Source organism: Paenibacillus baimaensis (assembly GCF_025567575.1).
In genome coordinates, this window is record NZ_JAOQIO010000124.1 from 333,229 (window position 1) to 352,904 (window position 19,676).

Here is a 19,676-nt window from a genome sequence, read left to right on the forward strand (position 1 = left end):
GATGAGCTATCCAGACAAGCTCATCCTTTTTCTATGTCCTCATTTAAACATACAATAGCTCACGTTGTTTTTTTACATCTTCGTTTTGCAAATACTCATCATACGTCGTCATTTTGTCAATCAAACCATTTGGTGTAATTTCCATGATTCGATTGGCTACCGTTTGGATAAACTGATGGTCATGGGAAACGAATAACATCGTACCGTCAAAATCGACCATACCGTTATTGAGTGCTGTAATCGACTCCAAATCCAAATGGTTCGTCGGCTCATCCAACAGCAGGACGTTCGCTCCGCTCATCATCATTTTGGACAGCATGCAGCGAACCTTTTCTCCCCCGGACAGCACGCTGGCTTTTTTCAACGCCTCTTCACCAGAGAACAACATCCGACCCAGGAATCCGCGAAGATATGATTCGTCCTGCTCCTTGGAATATTGGCGAAGCCAGTCAACCAAATTAATGTCAGTGTCAAAATACGACGCATTATCCTTTGGAAAATACGCTTGAGTTGTTGTGACACCCCATGTATATTCCCCTGAATCTGCCTCTACTTCACCCATCAGAATTTGAAATAGCAGTGACTTGATATTCCCGTTAGGACCTACAAGCGCAACCTTATCGCCCTTGTTCAAAGTAAAGCTGATATTGTTCAGCAGCATCTCACCATCAACCGATTTGGTCAGTTTGTCAACAGCCAACAGCTGTTTACCAGCCTCACGTTCAGGTGAAAATTTGATAAATGGATATTTACGTGTAGAAGGCTTGATATCTTCAAAGGTCAGCTTCTCCAGCTGCTTCTTACGAGAGGTTGCCTGCTTCGACTTGGATGCATTGGCACTAAAGCGTTGAATAAACGCCTCCAGCTCTTTCTTTTTCTCGTCTGTTTTCTTGTTCGACTCGCGGCTTAGCTTCAATGCCAATTGGCTGGATTCGTACCAGAAATCATAGTTGCCGACATAAAGCTGAAGCTTGCTGAAGTCAATGTCGGCAATATGCGTACATACTTGATTCAGGAAATGCCGGTCATGAGATACAACAATGACAGTGCCTTCAAATCGGGAAAGGAAATTTTCCAGCCAGTTGATCGATTCGATGTCCAAATGGTTCGTAGGCTCATCAAGCAGCAAAATATTAGGATTCCCAAAAAGAGCCTGCGCCAATAGCACGCGAACCTTCTCGTTACCGCCTAGATCCTTCATTTTTTGCTCGTGCATATCCTTATGAATGCCTAAGCCGATCAACAGCTCAGCCGCATCCGACTCTGCTTGCCAACCGTCCAGATCCTGAAACTCGCCTTCTAATTCTGCTGCACGCATACCGTCTTCCTCGGAGAAATCGGCTTTACTGTACAATGCATTTTTTTCTTCCGTAATTTGGAACAGTCTTGCATGACCCATAATAACCGTTCTCAGAACCTCGATATCATCGAATTCAAAATGGTCCTGCTTCAGAACTGCCATACGCTCACCTGGAGTAATACTTACCTCACCTTTGTTAGCGTCCAATTCCCCGGATAAAATTTTCAAAAATGTCGATTTGCCTGCTCCATTCGCTCCGATCAATCCGTAGCAATTGCCTGGTGTGAACTTAACGTTAACATCCTCAAACAAAGCCCTTTTACCATATCGTAGTGTTACATTAGAAACCGTAATCATCGTATTCCCTACTCTCTTCAATTTGCGATAAAAATAATACCTTGCCATCAAACATAAATTATACCACAAAAACCCTATGCATTCACGCTATTTACCGTTAGAAATTTGCTCGACCAGCTCGGATAGTTCAGTCCAGCGATCCATAGCCTGCTCCATCTGTGCTGTCAGCTGCTGTTCTTGCTCATAAAGATCCTGAATTTTACCGAAATCACTGCCAGCTTGCTCAATGCTCTGCTTGATCAGAGTAAGTTTTTCTTCAAGCGCAGCAATCTTATCCTCAATCTGATCCCATTCCCGCTGCTCATTGAAGCTCAGCTTACGCGCGCGCGTGCCCTCTTTGCGTTCTGTTCCGGATGTTGTCGATGTATTCGTACTTGCGGCAGGAGCTGCCTTCTGGGATTGCTGCTTACGTTCATTGGCCAGTACCAATTCCTCTTCCTTGACTGATGCCAAATAATCGGAATAATTACCGATAAAGCGATTGATTGCCCCGTCCTCAAATATGAATAAATGATCCGCTGTTCGGTCCAAAAAGTAGCGATCATGGGAAACCGTAATAACGGCTCCGGGGAAATCCTCCAAATATTCTTCGAGGATGGTAAGTGTTTGAATATCCAGATCATTGGTTGGCTCATCCAACAGCAGCACGTTAGGCTCACCCATCAACGTTCGCAATAGGTACAACCTTCTGCGTTCGCCACCTGATAGCCTGCCAATTGGCGTCCATTGCAAAGCTCCAGGGAACAGAAACCGCTCCAGCATTTGTGATGCTGTGATCGATTCACCGCTGGCTGTACGGATAACCTCGGCACCTTCCTTAATGTATTCTATTACCCGCAGCTTCTCATCCATCTCAACACTTTCCTGTGTGTAGTAGGCTAGCTTGACGGTTGTCCCCACTTCAATTGAACCTTCATCCGGCTGCAATCTGCCTGCCAGCATATTAAGCAGTGTCGACTTCCCGCTACCATTAGGACCGATGATACCAAGCCGATCGTCCGGCATCACAATATAGCTGAAATCATGAACCAACTTCCGTCCTTCGAACGATTTGGTTACATTGTCCAGTTCCATTACTTTCTTACCAAGGCGGCTGGCTCCAAGTGCCATATCCATCTGTGCAGATGGTCCATCCACCTTACGATCACGTAATTCTACGGTCCGATCGATACGGGCTTTTTGTTTTGTCGTCCGCGCTTTTGCACCTCTACGCAGCCATGCCAGCTCGCGGCGCAGCAAATTTTGTCGCTTATCCTCTTCAGAAGCTTCCCTGTCAAGTCGCTCTGCCTTTTTCTCCAGAAAGGAAGCATAGTTGCCCTCATAGCTGTATAGCTTGCCTTTGTCTAGCTCAATGATTCGATTCGTCACTCGATCAAGAAAATACCGGTCATGCGTGACCAGCAGCAGCGCGCCCTTCCATTTGGACAAAAACTCCTCCAGCCACTCGACAGTGGAATGATCAATATGGTTCGTAGGCTCATCAAGAATGAGCAGATCTGCAGGTTGAATCAGAACTCTTGCCATGGCTACGCGCTTCCGCTGTCCACCAGAGAGTAGACCGACCTTTTGTGAAAAGTTGACAATACCAAGTCGTGTTAACACGGTTTTGGCCGTCGTGCTGGCCTCCCATGCGTTCAACGTATCCATACGATGCTGAACGGCAAACAATCGTTCCTGCAGCTTTTCATTTTCCGGCTCCACCTGTAAGGCATCAAGAGCCACTTCATATTCACGAAGTGTCTGCATCAGTGGAGTATCGCCATAAAAGACCTGCTCCAGCACTGTAGACTCCTTATCGAACTGCGGATTTTGCGGCAAATATTCGGCTCGAAAATGATTGGAATGCGACATTTTACCCGAATCAACGGGCTCCAGACCTGCAATTGCTTTTAGCAAGGAGGATTTGCCGGTTCCATTAACACCGACTAAGCCAATCCGTTGTCTCTCGTCAATACCGAAGGTCAGGTCATCAAACAGTACCTTTTCTCCGTAGCTTTTATGAAAATGTTCAATAGATAAAATATTCAATTGTTACAGCTCCTTTGATTCTTAAATTACGTTGGGTTCCGTGATGTATGCGGCCAGCAATGCGATCGTACCGATGATGGCCTCGCGGTGGGTTCGTTCCATCCCATGGGAAGCGTGCACACCAGGTCCGATCAACGCCGCCCTTATATTACTTCCGCCGCGCAGTGCAGCCGTTGCATCCGAGCCATATTGCGGGTATATATCCACAGCATGCTTGATACCGTCACGCTTGGCAAGCTCGATCAGCTTCGAGGTCATCTGGTAATCGTAAGGTCCGGATGAATCCTTCGCACATATCGACACATCGAATTCGGTACATGTTAGATCCTCACCCATAGCTCCCATATCAACAGCCAGCAGCTCGTCAATATCCGGAGGCAAATAGGCTGCACCGTGCCCCACCTCTTCATAAGTACTAATCAGTAGCTTCAAGGTATACGCAGGTGTGATCTTGTTTCTGTGAAGCAGCTCCAGCAGCCCGAATAGCGCAGCCACTCCAGCTTTATCGTCCAAATGGCGGGATTTAAAGAAGCCATTATCCATCGATTTCACCCGCGGGTCAAAAGAAATAAAATCTCCCGTTCCGATTCCAAGCTTCTGCACATCCTCAGCACTGCTAACCGGTTCGTCCAATCGTATTTCCATCGCAGCCTCATCACGCTTCAACTCCCGCGCATCCGGATAGACATGAACCGAAGGTTTGGTCGTCAGGATCGTGCCCTCATAGGTTCGCCCATCTCGGGTGTGGATCTGACAATATTCATTTTCGATAGCGTTCATCATATAGCCGCCAACAGGCGTCAAACGCAGCATGCCGCTCGGCTTAATCGATCGTACCATAGCCCCTAATGTATCGACATGTCCCGACAACCCGATCACGCGATCAGGATTAGCTCCCGGTACTGTGATCAAGCCCGCACCTTTTTTCGTATAGCTCATCGCAAATCCCAGCTTCTCTGCTTCCTGTTCGACAAAACTCATAATAGTACCACAATATCCGCTTGGACTCGGTATGTTCAGCAACTGCTCCAGCAGCTGAATGACATAGCTCTGGTTTATTTGCGCCTTCATCCTGTTCCCTCCTGTAATTAATAGTCTTAATAAATTTGCGTCAAATACTGTTTTCATGTAAGCTAACAGTTGTATAAATAAAGGAGGAATAACCCCTATGTCCGAAGTACTAGCTCCAAAAACCTGTACGATTGAACGTCTGGTTACTGTTGAAGAAGATGTGAAGAAAGTAATCAGCGGTGAAAAAACCGCTACCCGCAGAAATGGACGTTATGCCGATATCGGTGAAATTATGGAGCTTCAAGGCCATAAATTTGAGGTTCACAAGGTGTACCAACAAAGTTTGGGTGAATTGACCGATGAAGCCGTTCAAACCGAAGGCTTTGAAAACGTGGAAAGCTACAAAAACCACATTCTAGGCATGCACGCTGGAATGCCTTGGTTACCGCATATGAAAGTATGGGTTCACGAGTTTCGCGCCGTGTAAAGCTGCGAATACCAAAAACAGTGTAGTACTCATCTAAATGAATGCTACACTGTTTAATTTATCTTTTCAAGTTTGGGAGGCTTCATCTTGTATTTATGGCTCATCTTTATCCATGCCGTTAGTGCTATGGTAGCTATCGGTCCCTTTTTTGTGCTCATTCCTATGCTTTCCAAACTTCGGACTGCTGAGGGTGCAGTTTTGAATTCCTATCTGGATTCATTTCATTTTACTGTCCGATTATCCAAGCATACCGGTCATGTTCTTGTTGCCTCAGGGCTTCTCCTGATGTGGCTTGGCGGTTGGCCCTGGAGCACTCCCTGGATTGCAGGTACGTTTATTGTCTTGTTTGCTTCATTGCTTTTTATGGCTCGTGCTTTTTCACCGACAATTCGCAAGCTGCGTCAGCCGGAGCATGACCGACAACTTCTCGTTAACAAGCTCTCCAGAGCTTTGTATATGTATATGTTTGTCCTGTTTGTTATGTTATGGCTGATGATCATGAAGCCGACTCTGTGGTGATGCGGAATCCACCGGAGTCGGTTTTTTGCTATGATTGATAATCGACGCAAACGCTAGTTCCATCCAGCACTTCTTTCATGTGTTTCTTTACTTCCAGATGCAGAGGATGACCGTCATATGCAGATAAATCTTCCAAGGAATCAAATTTCGTGACCAAGGCGATATCATAAGAACGTTCCTGATGCAAAATGTCCAATCCCACTTCAATATGCTTGAGTACCGGAATTTTACCTTCCATGTTGGTAAGTACCTGTGCGGTTGCTTGAATGGAATCAGGACTGCGGTCCTTTAGTTTGAAAAATACGATGTGAGTGATCATTTAAATTCCTCCTATTACCCTGTTTAGGGATTAATTTGTTTACCCTCCCAAACCCTCCCTATAGGGAGGGCTCCAAAGGGCTTTGCCCTCTGGACTCCCTAGCTGGATGCGAGACTGATGTGTTCTCGGGGCGCTTTTCGTCCCTACGGGACACGCTTGGGTTTGGGTGTTATGGGCTGGTGGTACTTTGGTGTTCTCGGGGCGCTTTCGTCCCTATGGGACACGCTTGGGTTTGGGTGTGTTTAATAAACTTAAACCACTTGTTTGGCTCGCTTTGTCCCGTTGGGACATGCTTAGCACTTTGTGTTGTAAAATAGTACACCACTGCAAGTTGAGTGCTTACTTTAAGTAAACTCTCATACTGCCTGTTCCTTACTACATACTACTTACTACTTACTATTGTTACTGAACTAAAGCTTTACTGGACCATTCTTCGACGTCCCAGACTTTGGTTACCCAGTCTTCGTAGAAATCGGGTTCGTGGCAGACCAACAAAACGGTGCCTTTAAAAGCTGTGAGCGCACGTTTCAGTTCATCCTTGGCTGCTACATCCAAATGGTTTGTAGGTTCATCGAATAAGATCCAGTTACTTTCGCGCAGCAGCAGCTTGCATAATCGGACTTTGGCTTGTTCGCCTCCGCTCAGCATGCTCATAGGACGCGTAATATGCTCGTTCTTCAAGCCACAGCGAGCAAGAGCGCCGCGCACTTCATTTTGGTTCATATGGGAAAACTCATTCCACACATCATCAATAGGTGTCATATTGGGCGCTTTAACTTCTTGCTCGAAATAAGCAGGGAACAGAAAATCGCCACGGTAGGTTTTGCCACCAAATGCAGGAACCTTCCCGATGATTGTTTTGAGCAGCGTCGACTTACCAACCCCGTTACAGCCGACAATGGCGATTTTATCACCGCGTTCAATGATCATATTCATTTCAGGCAGCAGTGCTCGATCATAACCGATAACCAGCTTTTCGCCTTCAAATACGACCTTCCCGCTTGATCTGGCATCCTTGAATTGAAATACCGGTTTGGCTGCAGTTTCCGGGCGGTCTATACGATCTACCTTTTGTAACTGCTTCTCGCGGCTCTTGGCTCGACCGGAAGTTGATGCGCGCGCCTTGTTACGTTGAATGAAGTCCTCTTGCTTTTTAATAAATTCTTTTTGCTTTTCATACGCATCGAGATGCTGCTGCTTATTAACATCGGCCATTTGCAAAAACTTCTCATAGTTAGCCGTGTAACGGGTCAGCTTGGAAAACTCCAAATGATACACGATGTTAACAACCTTATTCATAAATTCTGTATCATGTGAAATCAACATAAAGGCGTACGGATAATTTTGCAAATAATTCGTTAACCAATCAATATGCTCAACATCCAGATAGTTCGTAGGCTCATCGAGCAGCAGCGCCGTTGGTTGTTCCAGCAGCAGCTTGGCCAACAGAACCTTTGTCCGTTGCCCACCGCTGAGCTGAGATACATCGCGATCCAATCCGATAGCATCCAGACCCAGACCATTGGCCATTTCTTCAACCTTGGAATCGAGCAAATAAAAACCACTGTTTTCCAAACGGTCCTGAATTTCACCCATTTGCTCCAACAAGATATCCAGCTTATCCGGGTCGGCATCACCCATCTGCTCCGTGATCAGCAGCATTTCTTTTTCCTGCTCATATAACGATAAAAAAGCATCCTTAAGCACATCCCGGATTGTTTTGCCGGGCGTCAGCTTCGTGTGCTGGTCCAAATAGCTGTAATGAACTCGCGGTGTCCATTCCACTTTCCCTTGATCCTTCAGTAATTGTCCGGTCAATATATTCATCAGTGTAGATTTGCCTACACCATTAGCGCCCACAATGCCAACATGCTCTCCTGCAAGTAAACGAAAAGATACTTCTTTAAATAATACCCGATCACCAAAGCTATGGCTTAAATCTTCTACAGTCAACAAACTCATTGCGTTTCGATTGGCTCCTGTCCAGTAATAAAATGTGTGACACTTTATTATATCACTTTCGCCACTGCACAGGGAATAAAATCTGAAAATTTTTCGTTCTATGCCACAATCTCTGCCAAAAAGTGAAGCTGGTGTTCAATGAACGCAGCAGCACCACGCTAATATTGTCATTAGAACGCTTATCCAATGCCCTATCGATCAGCATATCACTCATTTGCTGCAGGTCCTGCTGTTCCTTCTCACCTTCACGAAGAAAGCGTTCTATCCGCGTATCTGACAATCGATCGTAAAAACCATCCGTGCAAAGTAAAAACAAATGCTCCGGAACAAAAAAACCGGTACGTTTAATAAGCTTCAGATTTTTCTGATAGCCAAGACATTGCATAAGCACATGACGTTTGGGATGCTTCCGCGCCTGCTGTCTGGATAGCCTGCCTTTGCGGATCTGCTCGTAGATCCATGACTGGTCCCGTGTAAGCTGTCGAATATGCATTTTGTAGTTGACTTTGTAGATACGACAGTCTCCGATATGACAAAGAAAGTAGGTTTCATTCAGCAGAAAAAGCAGGGACAGAGTCGTGCCAATCTGATTCCCTGCATCCATGCCGATTTGTATGAGCCGATCATTAACCTCATAAAATAACCGCTCGATGGAATTATCCAATTTCCCCCAGATGAGTTTTCGACGCAAAATAGAAGGGAGCTGTTCATCCAACCAATGACGGACTACCTCCGTTGCCACATCGCTGGCTTTCTCCCCATCCCCGCTTCCACCCATGCCATCAGCTATGACGGCAACTGCATAAGGCTCACCACTCTCCGTTGAACCTATTCGGAGCAGCGACCTATCCTCATTAATCATCCGAAACCAACCCGAATGGGTAGCCACTCCATACTGCCAGTTTACGGCAAACGTTGTTTTCAACCCCTACGACCCCATTTTAAATACAAATTCAGTGCTTATGATTCTTACTATATCACCTTCCTGCAGAGAATACATCCGGTATGGCACTAAAATTTCACCATTTATGAGGGTTCCATTGCGTGATCCTAAATCTTTCATCATGTACAAACCATTTTCCAATGTTAATTCGGTATGTAGTCTGGATACACCAGGCTCCTCAAGTCCATAATCAACTCCTGAACCTGATCTCCCCAATACAAAAGGGAATTTCTCGAGCTTGATCACTTTAGTTGTTCCATTCAAGCTCCATTCCAGATAAGGTCGAGCTGCCTTGACGCCAAGCTGTAAGGAGGACGCGCTTAAAAAAACGGTGGCATCCTGCGGAGTTAACAAAGTCGTGTGCTGATCAAGACTTTTATAATAAGAATCTGTTTCCTTGTCCGCGGATGGCTCCTGCTTCAAGCTTTCGAGCCTTGATTCCAAACGTGATCCCGAAAGTCCATCAGCTTCTCGACCTGCGTTATGTACACCGTTATTGTTATTGTGTGAATATTCAGCTGGAATGGGATTGAAAAAAGGCTGTAAGCCTGAAGACGCCTGAAGCTGCTGTCGTTCTTGGGATAGTTCATTATGAATCGAATCCCATGAAGCAGCTTCAGCCACTTTCGCTCCTGGCATCCAGATTTTCAACACAATAAAAACAAGATCAATAACTAGCACAGACAAACCAACGCATATAAAAAGCCAGCCTTCTGACGGATGATCCAAATATAGCTTCCATACCAGACAAAGAACAAGAAACCCGACCAGCAGCGCAGGAATTTGAAACTTCTTTCTTTTATCATCTACCTCCTTCTGGTCGTCCTCTTCAAACCAGGATGGTGAAAAGGCCGGTGGTGTATACGAAGGTAACACAGGGTTTGGATCAGCAGTTGTAGCTGTCGAAGGCGCTGCTGAAATCGGTGCTCCAATCGATGAGGTGAACGATGATTTGGCTTGTTGTGCCGCTGTCGAGCCGATACTGCTATTAGAAGTATTTAAGGAATGCGAAATCGTAGCGTGAGCGGTTGGCTGTGCCTGAACAAAATCCCTTTGTTGTGTGCCCTGTATATGCTCCTTAGGTATGGGTGCTTGTCCAAGACGATTTCGATGCTTCAGCAGCAGTTGTTTAAACACGGGTATGTTAAATGACTCCTCCATCAAGTAATTCATGATTTCCTGATAACCGCTGCCCGACAACTCGGATACTTTATGAATTAAGCGTGACGCCAAATGCTGCAGGTCAACAGACACGGCGTTTTTTTCTGCTAATGTGTCCTTTGGAATGTAGGTCAGGTGAACATCGGTCAAATCTTCCCCACAGTAAATGTAATCCTCTTTAAGCACATACCTGCCTTCCTGAAGCATGTAAATATTACTTTCTCCGACGATATCCACAATTGCATATAACAAGGAAAAAAAATGCTTGATACTCATATTGTCCATGCGCAGCCACTGGGTTAACATTTTTTTGCCTGTAATATTGTAATATAGCTTAATCTGCTGATCCCGTTCCTCCACTTGAAGATCAAGTAAGTGTGGGATTTTATTAGCAAGCAGCATATTCACTTGAAAGTCTGAAAGCTGCTCCCGATTCAATCCGTCATCAGCAGACAGCACCATGTAATGTCCATTGCGGGTTACAAAATCGACCTTTAAACCATATAACAGAGCGTTCAATCGATGCTGACCTCCTTCACTAACTAAATTGCCAAAATACCGTTGCGGCTGCTGGCATAACTGCCCACATAAACGGAAACCGGATATGATGAGCTGATTTACGGTACGTATCCAGCGGTTTGAGACGCTTCCAAATCAGAATCCCCATCAACATCGTATAGATAGGGCCTCCTCGCGACTTCCACTCACCACGCCAGAACAATATCAGACAGCCTATCACAGCGGCATATATTAAAGCATACATTAAGCTTTGCAGTACAAATTCTCCACCGCTCAAAGCTCCAATAGCAGCAAAAAGCTTCACATCCCCCGCTCCAACCGCACGAATCATATATAGAATAAGCAGTGGCGCAAATCCTAGTAGTGCACCAAGCAGCGCATAGCCAATTCCCGCACCACCCGAAATAAAAGCATGAAAACCAATCCCCACCATAAAACCCGCAGCGCAAAGCATATTAGGAATCTTTCTTTTTGTTATGTCCGTAATGAAGGCTGCGGTGAGCAGCCCGCCTGTCAGCAGCATTATCCCCATTCAGCTTCCCCCTACCCAAGCGTGCTCAAAGGCATGCTTGCGAATCACAATTGCTTTTCTGAAAAAAGGGACCGTCAGCGGCACCTCATATTGGGCTTCAATCCCGATAAATGCCTCCTCTTTGTTGTTCAGATCGGGCATGATGACTTTCGTTACCTGCAGCCTTTCGGGCTTTAAGCGGGATTTATTAGCATACGTAACAACCAGTGGCGTCACTGCGCTATTCAGCAGAGGCTTGTAGATAGCTTCGATTTTTTGTTTGGCCTCTTCGGTCCCTGCTTGACTCAATGCTTCGAGCTGTTCTCGCTGAGTTTTCTCCCATTGCATAAGCTTGACGACAGGCTCCGGAATCCATCTTTCGTATTCATCAACAAATTCCTCACCTTGCACAGCCTTCGATTTAACCATATCGATTTTATCCAGCGTTGTATCCATCAGACCCTTGGCTGAGCTTTGGTCCCACTTGGATTTAGCCTCCTGATAGATTAGATCGATTGGATACATATTGGTTGCAACTACCTTGGTCGTATCGGATACAGCCGATTGTAATGCCATTTCTGCCAGCGATACTTGAATAAATGCAATTAATAACAAAATAAAACCTAAAAATAGCGGCAGAACGAGCGAAGCCTCTAATACGATACCGCCCTCTTCCCTATGAATGAACTTCACTTTTCACCTCCTCAAAGTTTACTTAGAAAACTTTCGATATAGCTTTATCCCACCGTTAGTAAGACATTGCACCTGTTCTTATAAGTTGGCACCGATTTCCGGTCACTTCACAAGGGGATAACTGTGTTGATCCGAGCATTTTCATAATTCCCGGTAAAAACCACAGCCTTATCGAGGTAGCGGCAGTGCCTGACACATACGTTGTACTCAATTGCAAATCTTTCCCTGTGTTTAATTGAATCAATGCCTGCATGCGAGACATCAGCACCTTATCTCTACTATGAAGAAGAAGAAAAATCCGCAGATAATCTTTATAAGTCAGTGTAACGAGACTCCCCAGCTTTTTAGCCAACGGAACAGCATCTCCTTGTACCAGCTTGACCATATCCAGCTGTGCTTTCACAGCACCTTCAGCTACTGCTGCCAGCAGCATCAGCAAAGGGGAACCTGCGTTCATCGCTTGAATATGCGGCTCCAATAAAGCTTCCGCTGTACCCACTGCCAAACGAAAGGCGAACATTTCGCCATAGGCCATTGAGTAATTACTCAAGCAGGAGTTACCTCCATACAACAAATATTCAACCTCTTGATTCGTCAACGGATGGCTGCCCGGCTGAGATGCTTCTTTGGATACCTTGATGGATCCGCTCACATCTTTTTCCAGCCCTAGCGTACGGTAATTGAATTTACTTAGTGCATATTCATCTATATAGAACTCATCACGCACATCAGTCAAAATGGATTGGAACGAAGTAATTAAACTCATCGCACTGTTGTTAGCTTTATCCGCATCCTTGAAATCTAAATCAGGTACAGGCTGGGCCATATTGGCTTGCTCATTGGTCATCATATACCCTTGATAATAGCCAACTGAGCCCTTCGACGAATCTCCTTGAAGCCGAATATAGCTCTCTTTATAAGGGTCCGACGTTTGAATCAGACTGCAGCTGCCCATAGCCTTCGTAATCTGATCAAGATAGGGCTGTGCCTTTTTCCTTTGTTCCCGTTTTGAAGTCTTTACACTGTCCCTATTCTTATTCCGAGCCGTTTCCTTGGGACTTTGCTGGGTAAACAAATCATTCGCTTTTTGCCAAAATGATTCATTCGCTCTATCTGCATTCTGGTAGTTTTGTGCGTCAAACAACCAGATACTACCGAGCTGTGCCTGCAAACCAGAAAATAGAGCCACACTAGACGCTGCTTGAGTTCCATAATCATCCAGTTCCTGTCTGCTGATCCTATGTATGTTTTGAAACACCTGATCCGCAGGGTAATCGGGCGTACCGTTAGAACCGGAATCTATAGTGCTCAGCTCTGCGTTTAATGTATCATTCGCCGTTTTGGCTGCATTCAGCGCTGTTTCGAACTTATCAAGAAAGCTTTTTAATGCAGTTAAATCTGATGTCGAACGAAGCTTAAGTACGGTTAGTAAGCTGGCATATTTAATGGTATCTTCCAGCAGCTGCTCCAGATCGCTTACTTTGTAAAACACCTCGTTCAATTGTTCATTCAGCTTGTTTCTGCTTTCAGAAAGTCCTCGAATCGAGTCCGCGGCTCCCGCTCCCGCCTTCACCAAGGAATCAATACTTTTATCAATGCTTTTGATTTGTTCCTCGAGGTTTTTCAAATGCGTCTTGGCTTCATTTAAAGACTGCCTGACTTCATCTACGTTATGAATACCCACCTTTTCGCTTAATTTGTTTAAATCTGATAATTGAGTTTTATAAAATGGATGCATTGTTTGTGCTTTATGGTATATGCTTTCCCATGCATCCCACGCATCGTCCAGCTTATCATCACGATCCTCGATCCATTTTTCTATCGAAATTGCATTTTTTGAAAATTTTTGCGCTTGAGACATTGTGGTGGCAAGGCCCGTCTTTTTAAATTTATCAGCCAGCTCCAAAGCATAAATCATCGGGGCCCGGTATTTCATCTCCTCCAAAACTTGTTTTTTGAACACCTTATGGTTGGCTAGCGTATACATCGAAGTTATACTGGAATCACCTTTATCCAGACGATGGTCAATAAACTGGAAATGTGCCGCCTGGATGGAGCCCGAAAGGTTACCGTCGACAGTTTTAAGAAAAAGAGCTTCCGTTTTTTCCTGCTCCTGATCAAGTGCAAATAAACCATAATTGTGCAGCTGCGGGGAAAAGGCCGACAGTACAGAGCGAACTCCCGTTTTGACCGCATTTTCAGCTTCCTTCTCGGCAACCTTAATTCGCGAGAAATCGATTAGTAATGCACAAAATAAAAACATAGGAACCAATATCAAAATTAAATACAAGGAGACCGCACCCCGCTGTTCCTTTATCAGCCTCCGCAGCCACTTCAAACGACATCCCCCCTTATTACTCATGGATTACTATAACGATGCCTTTGCGCTGAAGCTCTTGTCTAAAGCTGGCCGAGAGCGTCACCGTATCCCTGCTGGATTGCTTAAAGAAGTGCCAGACGACTCCTTTGATCTGGGTGCCCTCTTGCAGCAGATCTGCATCCTTAGGCATTTGAACTTGACGAAGCTGGTTTTCATTAAAGGTGTAAAAGGCTTGATGCGCAACCTGATTGGCATCCAAGGCGTCTACTTGACGCTCCGTTGCAGCATTTACCCTGACTGTCTCCGCCTTCCCGTTAACAAGTATTTGTAAATATTTAACTGCACTCGCATGACTATTGATGACAGCACGTGGTTCTGGCACTGAGGTGGGTTCCGTAAAAGTTTCAACCGCAGCACGTGGTGACAAACGTCCTTTCACTTCACTAATAAATGTTCGTGTCAGATCAATAATACGAATCGATTCTACGGGATCAACCACTTGAGCTTGTGCCGTGGACTGTACTTCATGAAGGAGCAGCTTTTCCGCGTATTTAGGCGAATGAAAAGGCTTATTGAGATATACAGACACCTCTCTAAATATGCCGCTGTTGCGATATTGCATCGTCCCATTCCATTCCTTGGAAATCGCTGCGCCTATACGACGCAACTTCCCCTCAGGACTTCGATCTCCACTAGACGATGCAGTAGGCAGGGTTACCTGTGAAGCCGCATTGGGAATCAGGAATGCAAATAGATCCGAAATGCTGTCACTGTGCAGCCGCCAATATAATCCATCATCCTCACCAATATTATAGGCGCCTGTGATCGTATTCTTCGTACTGTTATCCCATGTAAAAGCGGCACGATCAGCCGCAATTCCTGCAGACTGCTGGGCGGATGAGGACTGAAAGACGAATAACGCCAGGAATAAGAGCGACAACGTGCTGAGCAGAATGAGCGGCATCACAAAGCTGGCTTCGATGGTGAAAGTTCCGCGGGTTTCGCGAAGCAATGGCAGCTTGAAAAATCTAAATATTGGGAATATCCTCCGTTTTTTTGTAATCATTCCACAATAAATGTGTCCCACTTATTTGGGATTAAGCGAATCCGAATCAGATTTGATTGTGTTAGATTGATTTGTTACTTCTGTTCCTGTTGCATTAAACAACTCCAACACCCATTTCATGATCCATTTTCTAAAAATAATATGTTCAAATATATGAACTTTATTTCATATTCACACGAACAAATGTTTGTATTATATTTGAATCATCTGAATTTGGAGGTGGTTCAATTTGAAGAATGAAAAGTTCTCTTCATTAGAAGAAGCACAATCATTTATGGAAGAACGGGGTAAATTGAAATATTGGGGAAGAGAAGGAACTGATTGCTCGGACTATGTATATACACTAACAATAGGTATCGTAGTGTATCATATCCTTTTGCACAAGAATGGAACTCTTCGCGTTATGGACAAGACATACTTGTAAACAAAAAATGCCCTCAATCCCGAAAAGGGAAGAGGGCTTTACTTTAATTCATTGACTTTCAGCTACACATCTTTCACTCCCTCATTTGATGAAGCAGCGTCTTAACGTACTCTCCCATCATGATGCTAATTCTCGACTTTACAACATCCCGCATGACGGAAAATGGATACTCATATCCGCGGCAAATATATTTATAGTGTAGGTCATCATCCATGCGTTTGTTATTTTCGAAGACCTTGATTTGTCTGGACCTGAGCTCATTTTTATTTTTGACCATTTCTGCATGAATACGATTCATAAGGATTTCTGTGGCTGCTATGTAATACCTACGTAGCATGTTAGTGGATAGTTCGAATTCCTTGCCGTTCCTCTCTATCATGGTAAGCATCATGGGTAACAGCAGCGAGTTGAGTATCATTTCCTGTTCTTCTTCGGTTGGTTTTTGTACAGTGGTCACGCTATCACTCTCCCTGCAGCTGGTTGGATAGCCAGAATGTTATCGAGCCTGAATACCCGGGGTGCTTTACGTTGCAAGCAGAGTGCTTTTACAAAGTCTTTGTTCACGGACCTAACTTCGATCTGCCGCTGTGTGATTTGTCCGTCTGCACCTACGTAAATGATCTCAATAGTCTTGCCGATGTGCTTTATGATTTCCTTTTCCAAAGCAAACACCTCCAAATTATACGAACACACATTCCCATTATTCTCATAATAAGCGAACATGCATTCTTATTTCAAGAGGTATTTTTTGCAAAACAAAAAAAACCTCGATCACGAAGGATGAGGGCTATCAATGTTTCCAAAGTGATTGGTATTTATAGTGTGGAAAAGATTTCTTAAAACTTGCTTACGAAGGCCTTGACCCACTCGTAGTGTTCAGTATCTCCTGCAAGGTACATGAAGATATAAATGCATCCGATCATAGCAACCAAGAACATTAGCTTACTGGGTACGAATCGAAGTATCGATTGGTGAGCTATTACTAGAAAGATAATGAAAACAAAACAACATAACAAAATAAACCCAAATGGTTTTACCATACCCTCATTTACAATTTTACTTGCTTCATCAAACAATAATCTCGCCTCCACTAAAATGATTCGACAAGTAGGAAGGGATTTCCTGTTTAAACCAAAAAAACTCGTCCCGAAGGTTAAGGACTCGAATACTTTTACATTGCTTTGGCATGTTTGTGTTTGCACTTAGGGTACGAGCTGCACCCCAAAAACTCACCTTTAGAACCCTTGCGTAAAACCATAGTACTCCCGCATTTGGAACATGTTATTCCTGCAGGTGTTTTTCCTGATCGATTTTCAGATTACTCGGTTTTGGGCCAGCAGCTGGATTCATTTTCAAAATGAACTCAATCAGTTCCTCGCGGCTGATCAGCCTGACGTTGTTAGATTTAGCTAGTTCTCGGGCTGCGTCGGTATAGTCGCTGTTGGTGATAACCCAAGCCTCAGTAGCCCTGTAATGCGCTATAGCACCAACAACTTCTTGCACTGCTTTAATTCCGACATTGCTTTTTAAACGTTTAGCCTGGACAACAATTGTTTTGCCTGCTTTGGCAATTACAAGATCGGCTCCATAATCTCCGCTAGCTTGCGTCACCCTTACTTCATAGTTGTGTTTTTTGAACAGTTCACCAAGGTAAAGTTCAAACTCTCTTCCGTCCATCTTATCGATATCTGCAATACCAGAACGCCTGAGTTTTTCATTATAGTTCTTCTTACTGATAATCATTGCAACTATTACGGCGACAAAAGCTACGGCCGTAACGCCAAAAGAGGTAGATAGCGATTTAGTTAAGTAATATGTTCCGAAAAATGCCCCAAAAGTGAATAACACGAAAACCACATTGATAAATTCTTCCTCTTGTTTTGCTTTACTTTTTCGTCTAGCCATACATTGCTTCCTTTCTTGCTTTAGATATTCCATATTTCGACATTACGGTATAAATTCCCTCCTTATATTTGCCAAGTCTCCGCAAACAAAAAAACCTTCACCACCAGGGCTGTGTAGGTTTTTGTCGTTTACTGTCACGAACATATATTCCATATATCGGAAAATAGGACTTTTGTAGTAAAATGGAATGACTTGCCAACTAGAGCAAATACTCCAGCCGATGGAGATGATTAGACGAGGATGGATAGTAAATGAGTTGGGAAATGAAACCTCATACCAAAGCCAAGCATATTGTTCTTGAAAATTACCTTAAAGCATGGTTTCCGATTATGGCATTCACTTTCGAAAAAATAATCTACATCGATGGTTTTGCAGGACCGGGGAAGTATTCTAGTGGCGAAGATGGGTCGCCCATTAAAGCTTTGAAAATTGCATCAGAAATATATCATTCTCATACTAGTAAACTCTTAAAAAAAGAGTTTATATTCGTATTTATTGAGGAAGACAAGAAATCATTTCAATCGCTATGTTCTGAGATTGAATTATTAAAGCTCCCAGATGAGTTTATAGTCATTACTAGAAATGGAAAGTTTGAAAAAGTGATGAAAGAACTTCTAAAAAGTGTAAAAGTGGCTCTCGCACCTACTTTCGCATTTATTGACCCATTTGGCACTAAGGGAGTACCGTTTGATATCATTAAGAAGATTATGTCCTTTAAATATTGCGAGGTATTTTTCAATTTTATGGTGTCAGGGGTCATTAGATCAACTGACGTAACAGATCACACCGATTTATTTGGCACGTCCGATTGGATCGGATTAGAGAAGTTGATACCAAGCGAAAAACACGAGGCGTACCTTGATTTATATTCTAGTCAGTTAAAATCGGAAGCTAAAGTGAGTTATATTAGAACATTTAATGTAAGAAACAGAAAAAATGCTACTATATTTGATTTAATATATGCTACCAACAGTGAAACTGGCTTAGACAAAATGAAAATCGCTATGTGGAAAGCAGACCCATTGGGGAATTTTACTTTTAGGGATAAAACAGATAAAGGACAGCTTGTGTTATTCGAAGATCAACCCGATCTAGAACCACTAAAAATAAATTTACTTAACCAGTATTCTGAACAAACAGTATCCATTAAGGCTATTTTAAAACATGTTTTAATAAACACGCCATACTTATCTACACATGTGAAAAATAAGACTCTGTTACCTTTGTCTAAAAGTGGAGCTATTCAGGTGTTTAGACCTGATAATAGTAAATCAGGGTTTAAAGATGGAACAAAAATAAAGTTTAATCCTTGAGAACACTTGTTCCCTTTGACGTATATGATATAATGTAGTAATAAGGAGGGATAATAATGGCTACAATGTCAAGTATTGAATGGACAGAGTCAACTTGGAATCCCGTAACCGGCTGTACAAAAATTTCAGATGGATGCCGCCATTGCTACGCGGCGACTATGGCGAAACGACTTCATGCTATGGGAAATCCAAGGTATGCTGATGGTTTTAATATAACACTTCACCACGACTTAATTGATCTTCCTCAGACTTGGAAGAAACCTAGAAGAATATTTGTTAATTCTATGTCTGATCTTTTCCATAAAGATATTCCACTGGAATTTATTCAGAAAGTGTTTGCTTCGATGGAAAAAGCTCACTGGCATACATTTCAAATTCTCACTAAAAGATCTGATCGTTTATTGGAGATATCAGACAAACTGCCTTGGCCTAAAAATGTTTGGCAAGGCGTAAGTGTAGAAGATCAAAGAGTTGTACACCGCATTGATCATTTGCGACAGGTACCGGCTCATGTACGCTTTCTCTCAATCGAACCGCTTATTGGTCCAATTGTGAACTTGAATCTCGAAGGGATACATTGGGCAATTGTTGGTGGAGAATCAGGACACGGGGCACGACCTATGGAGGAACAGTGGGTTCTTGACATTCGCGATCAATGTCTTGAACAGAATGTAGCATTTTTCTTCAAACAATGGGGAGGTGTACAAAAACACCGAACCGGAAGAATCCTTGAAGGCCGAACATGGGATGAGTTCCCTGACGAGCCAGAACAGGTCCAGCCACAATTAGTATTTGGATAGTATTGAATTTGCCCTCTTTCCTGCAGGATCGAGGGCTT

The 19,676-nt window shown here is 43.8% G+C and carries 20 protein-coding genes; 5 read left to right on the forward strand and 15 right to left on the reverse strand.

What is annotated here, in order from left to right:
* Nucleotides 1-43 precede the first annotated feature (43 nt).
* From OB236_RS37895 to OB236_RS37905, 3 genes are all read right to left on the reverse strand, one after another.
* Complete coding sequence (locus OB236_RS37895; RefSeq protein WP_262688653.1) at nt 44-1,657, reverse strand: ABC-F family ATP-binding cassette domain-containing protein; 1,614 nt, start codon at nt 1,655-1,657, stop codon at nt 44-46.
* A gap of 87 nt (nt 1,658-1,744) precedes the next feature.
* Nucleotides 1,745-3,685, reverse strand: coding sequence for an ABC-F family ATP-binding cassette domain-containing protein (locus OB236_RS37900; protein ID WP_262688654.1), 1,941 nt, complete (start codon nt 3,683-3,685; stop codon nt 1,745-1,747).
* Between the two features lie 21 nt (nt 3,686-3,706).
* On the reverse strand, nt 3,707-4,756 hold the full coding sequence (locus OB236_RS37905; RefSeq protein WP_262688655.1) for a M42 family metallopeptidase: 1,050 nt from the start codon (nt 4,754-4,756) through the stop codon (nt 3,707-3,709).
* Between the two features lie 97 nt (nt 4,757-4,853).
* On the opposite strand from OB236_RS37905, the gene OB236_RS37910 reads away from it, so the two are divergent.
* Both OB236_RS37910 and OB236_RS37915 read left to right on the forward strand, forming a co-directional pair.
* Entirely contained in the window at nt 4,854-5,183 is a 330-nt protein-coding gene (locus OB236_RS37910) for an ASCH domain-containing protein (protein ID WP_076228557.1), read from the forward strand.
* A gap of 84 nt (nt 5,184-5,267) precedes the next feature.
* Nucleotides 5,268-5,702: a DUF2269 domain-containing protein gene (locus OB236_RS37915; RefSeq protein WP_262688815.1), complete on the forward strand. Its 435-nt coding sequence runs from the start codon at nt 5,268-5,270 to the stop codon at nt 5,700-5,702.
* Between the two features lie 28 nt (nt 5,703-5,730).
* On the opposite strand, the gene OB236_RS37920 is transcribed toward OB236_RS37915, so the two are convergent.
* The 8 genes from OB236_RS37920 to OB236_RS37955 all read right to left on the reverse strand — a co-directional run bounded on the left by OB236_RS37920 (nt 5,731) and on the right by OB236_RS37955 (nt 15,196).
* The gene (locus OB236_RS37920) at nt 5,731-6,021 is read right to left on the reverse strand and encodes a Dabb family protein (RefSeq protein ID WP_262688656.1); all 291 of its coding nucleotides are present in this window, start codon (nt 6,019-6,021) and stop codon (nt 5,731-5,733) included.
* Nucleotides 6,022-6,423: 402 nt separating this feature from the next.
* Complete coding sequence (locus OB236_RS37925; RefSeq protein WP_262688657.1) at nt 6,424-7,983, reverse strand: ABC-F family ATP-binding cassette domain-containing protein; 1,560 nt, start codon at nt 7,981-7,983, stop codon at nt 6,424-6,426.
* 52 nt (nt 7,984-8,035) lie between these two features.
* A complete protein-coding gene (locus OB236_RS37930) occupies nt 8,036-8,908 on the reverse strand; it encodes a PP2C family protein-serine/threonine phosphatase (RefSeq protein ID WP_262688658.1) in 873 nt (290 codons plus the stop codon).
* Between the two features lie 3 nt (nt 8,909-8,911).
* Complete coding sequence (locus tag OB236_RS37935; RefSeq protein ID WP_262688659.1) at nt 8,912-10,606, reverse strand: FHA domain-containing protein; 1,695 nt, start codon at nt 10,604-10,606, stop codon at nt 8,912-8,914.
* A 19-nt stretch (nt 10,607-10,625) separates the two neighbouring features.
* Nucleotides 10,626-11,138, reverse strand: coding sequence for an A24 family peptidase (locus OB236_RS37940; RefSeq protein ID WP_083689025.1), 513 nt, complete (start codon nt 11,136-11,138; stop codon nt 10,626-10,628).
* Nucleotides 11,139-11,810, reverse strand: coding sequence for a hypothetical protein (locus tag OB236_RS37945; protein WP_076228552.1), 672 nt, complete (start codon nt 11,808-11,810; stop codon nt 11,139-11,141).
* 55 nt (nt 11,811-11,865) lie between these two features.
* Nucleotides 11,866-14,148, reverse strand: coding sequence for a hypothetical protein (locus OB236_RS37950; RefSeq protein ID WP_262688660.1), 2,283 nt, complete (start codon nt 14,146-14,148; stop codon nt 11,866-11,868).
* A 16-nt stretch (nt 14,149-14,164) separates the two neighbouring features.
* A complete protein-coding gene (locus OB236_RS37955; protein ID WP_262688661.1) occupies nt 14,165-15,196 on the reverse strand; it encodes a hypothetical protein in 1,032 nt (343 codons plus the stop codon).
* A 229-nt stretch (nt 15,197-15,425) separates the two neighbouring features.
* On the opposite strand from OB236_RS37955, the gene OB236_RS37960 reads away from it, so the two are divergent.
* Nucleotides 15,426-15,620 (forward strand): hypothetical protein, encoded by a 195-nt coding sequence (locus OB236_RS37960; RefSeq protein ID WP_262688662.1) that lies wholly within the window; start codon nt 15,426-15,428, stop codon nt 15,618-15,620.
* Nucleotides 15,621-15,693: 73 nt separating this feature from the next.
* Here the strand turns inward: OB236_RS37960 and OB236_RS37965 are convergent, their stop codons facing one another.
* From OB236_RS37965 to OB236_RS37975, 4 genes are all read right to left on the reverse strand, one after another.
* Nucleotides 15,694-16,077: a hypothetical protein gene (locus OB236_RS37965; protein WP_262688663.1), complete on the reverse strand. Its 384-nt coding sequence runs from the start codon at nt 16,075-16,077 to the stop codon at nt 15,694-15,696.
* A complete protein-coding gene (locus OB236_RS37970; protein ID WP_262688664.1) occupies nt 16,074-16,283 on the reverse strand; it encodes a hypothetical protein in 210 nt (69 codons plus the stop codon). The genes OB236_RS37965 and OB236_RS37970 overlap by 4 nt, the downstream gene beginning before the upstream one ends.
* A 508-nt stretch (nt 16,284-16,791) precedes the next feature.
* Nucleotides 16,792-16,878 (reverse strand): topoisomerase DNA-binding C4 zinc finger domain-containing protein, encoded by an 87-nt coding sequence (locus tag OB236_RS39905; protein ID WP_317259428.1) that lies wholly within the window; start codon nt 16,876-16,878, stop codon nt 16,792-16,794.
* Between the two features lie 23 nt (nt 16,879-16,901).
* On the reverse strand, nt 16,902-17,525 hold the full coding sequence (locus OB236_RS37975; protein WP_317259420.1) for a restriction endonuclease: 624 nt from the start codon (nt 17,523-17,525) through the stop codon (nt 16,902-16,904).
* Nucleotides 17,526-17,776: 251 nt separating this feature from the next.
* On the opposite strand from OB236_RS37975, the gene OB236_RS37980 reads away from it, so the two are divergent.
* Nucleotides 17,777-18,838 carry a three-Cys-motif partner protein TcmP gene (locus tag OB236_RS37980; protein ID WP_262688665.1) on the forward strand — a complete coding sequence of 354 codons (1,062 nt, stop codon included), beginning with the start codon at nt 17,777-17,779 and terminating at the stop codon, nt 18,836-18,838.
* 56 nt (nt 18,839-18,894) lie between these two features.
* Nucleotides 18,895-19,638: a DUF5131 family protein gene (locus OB236_RS37985; protein WP_262688666.1), complete on the forward strand. Its 744-nt coding sequence runs from the start codon at nt 18,895-18,897 to the stop codon at nt 19,636-19,638.
* Nucleotides 19,639-19,676: the final 38 nt, after the last annotated feature.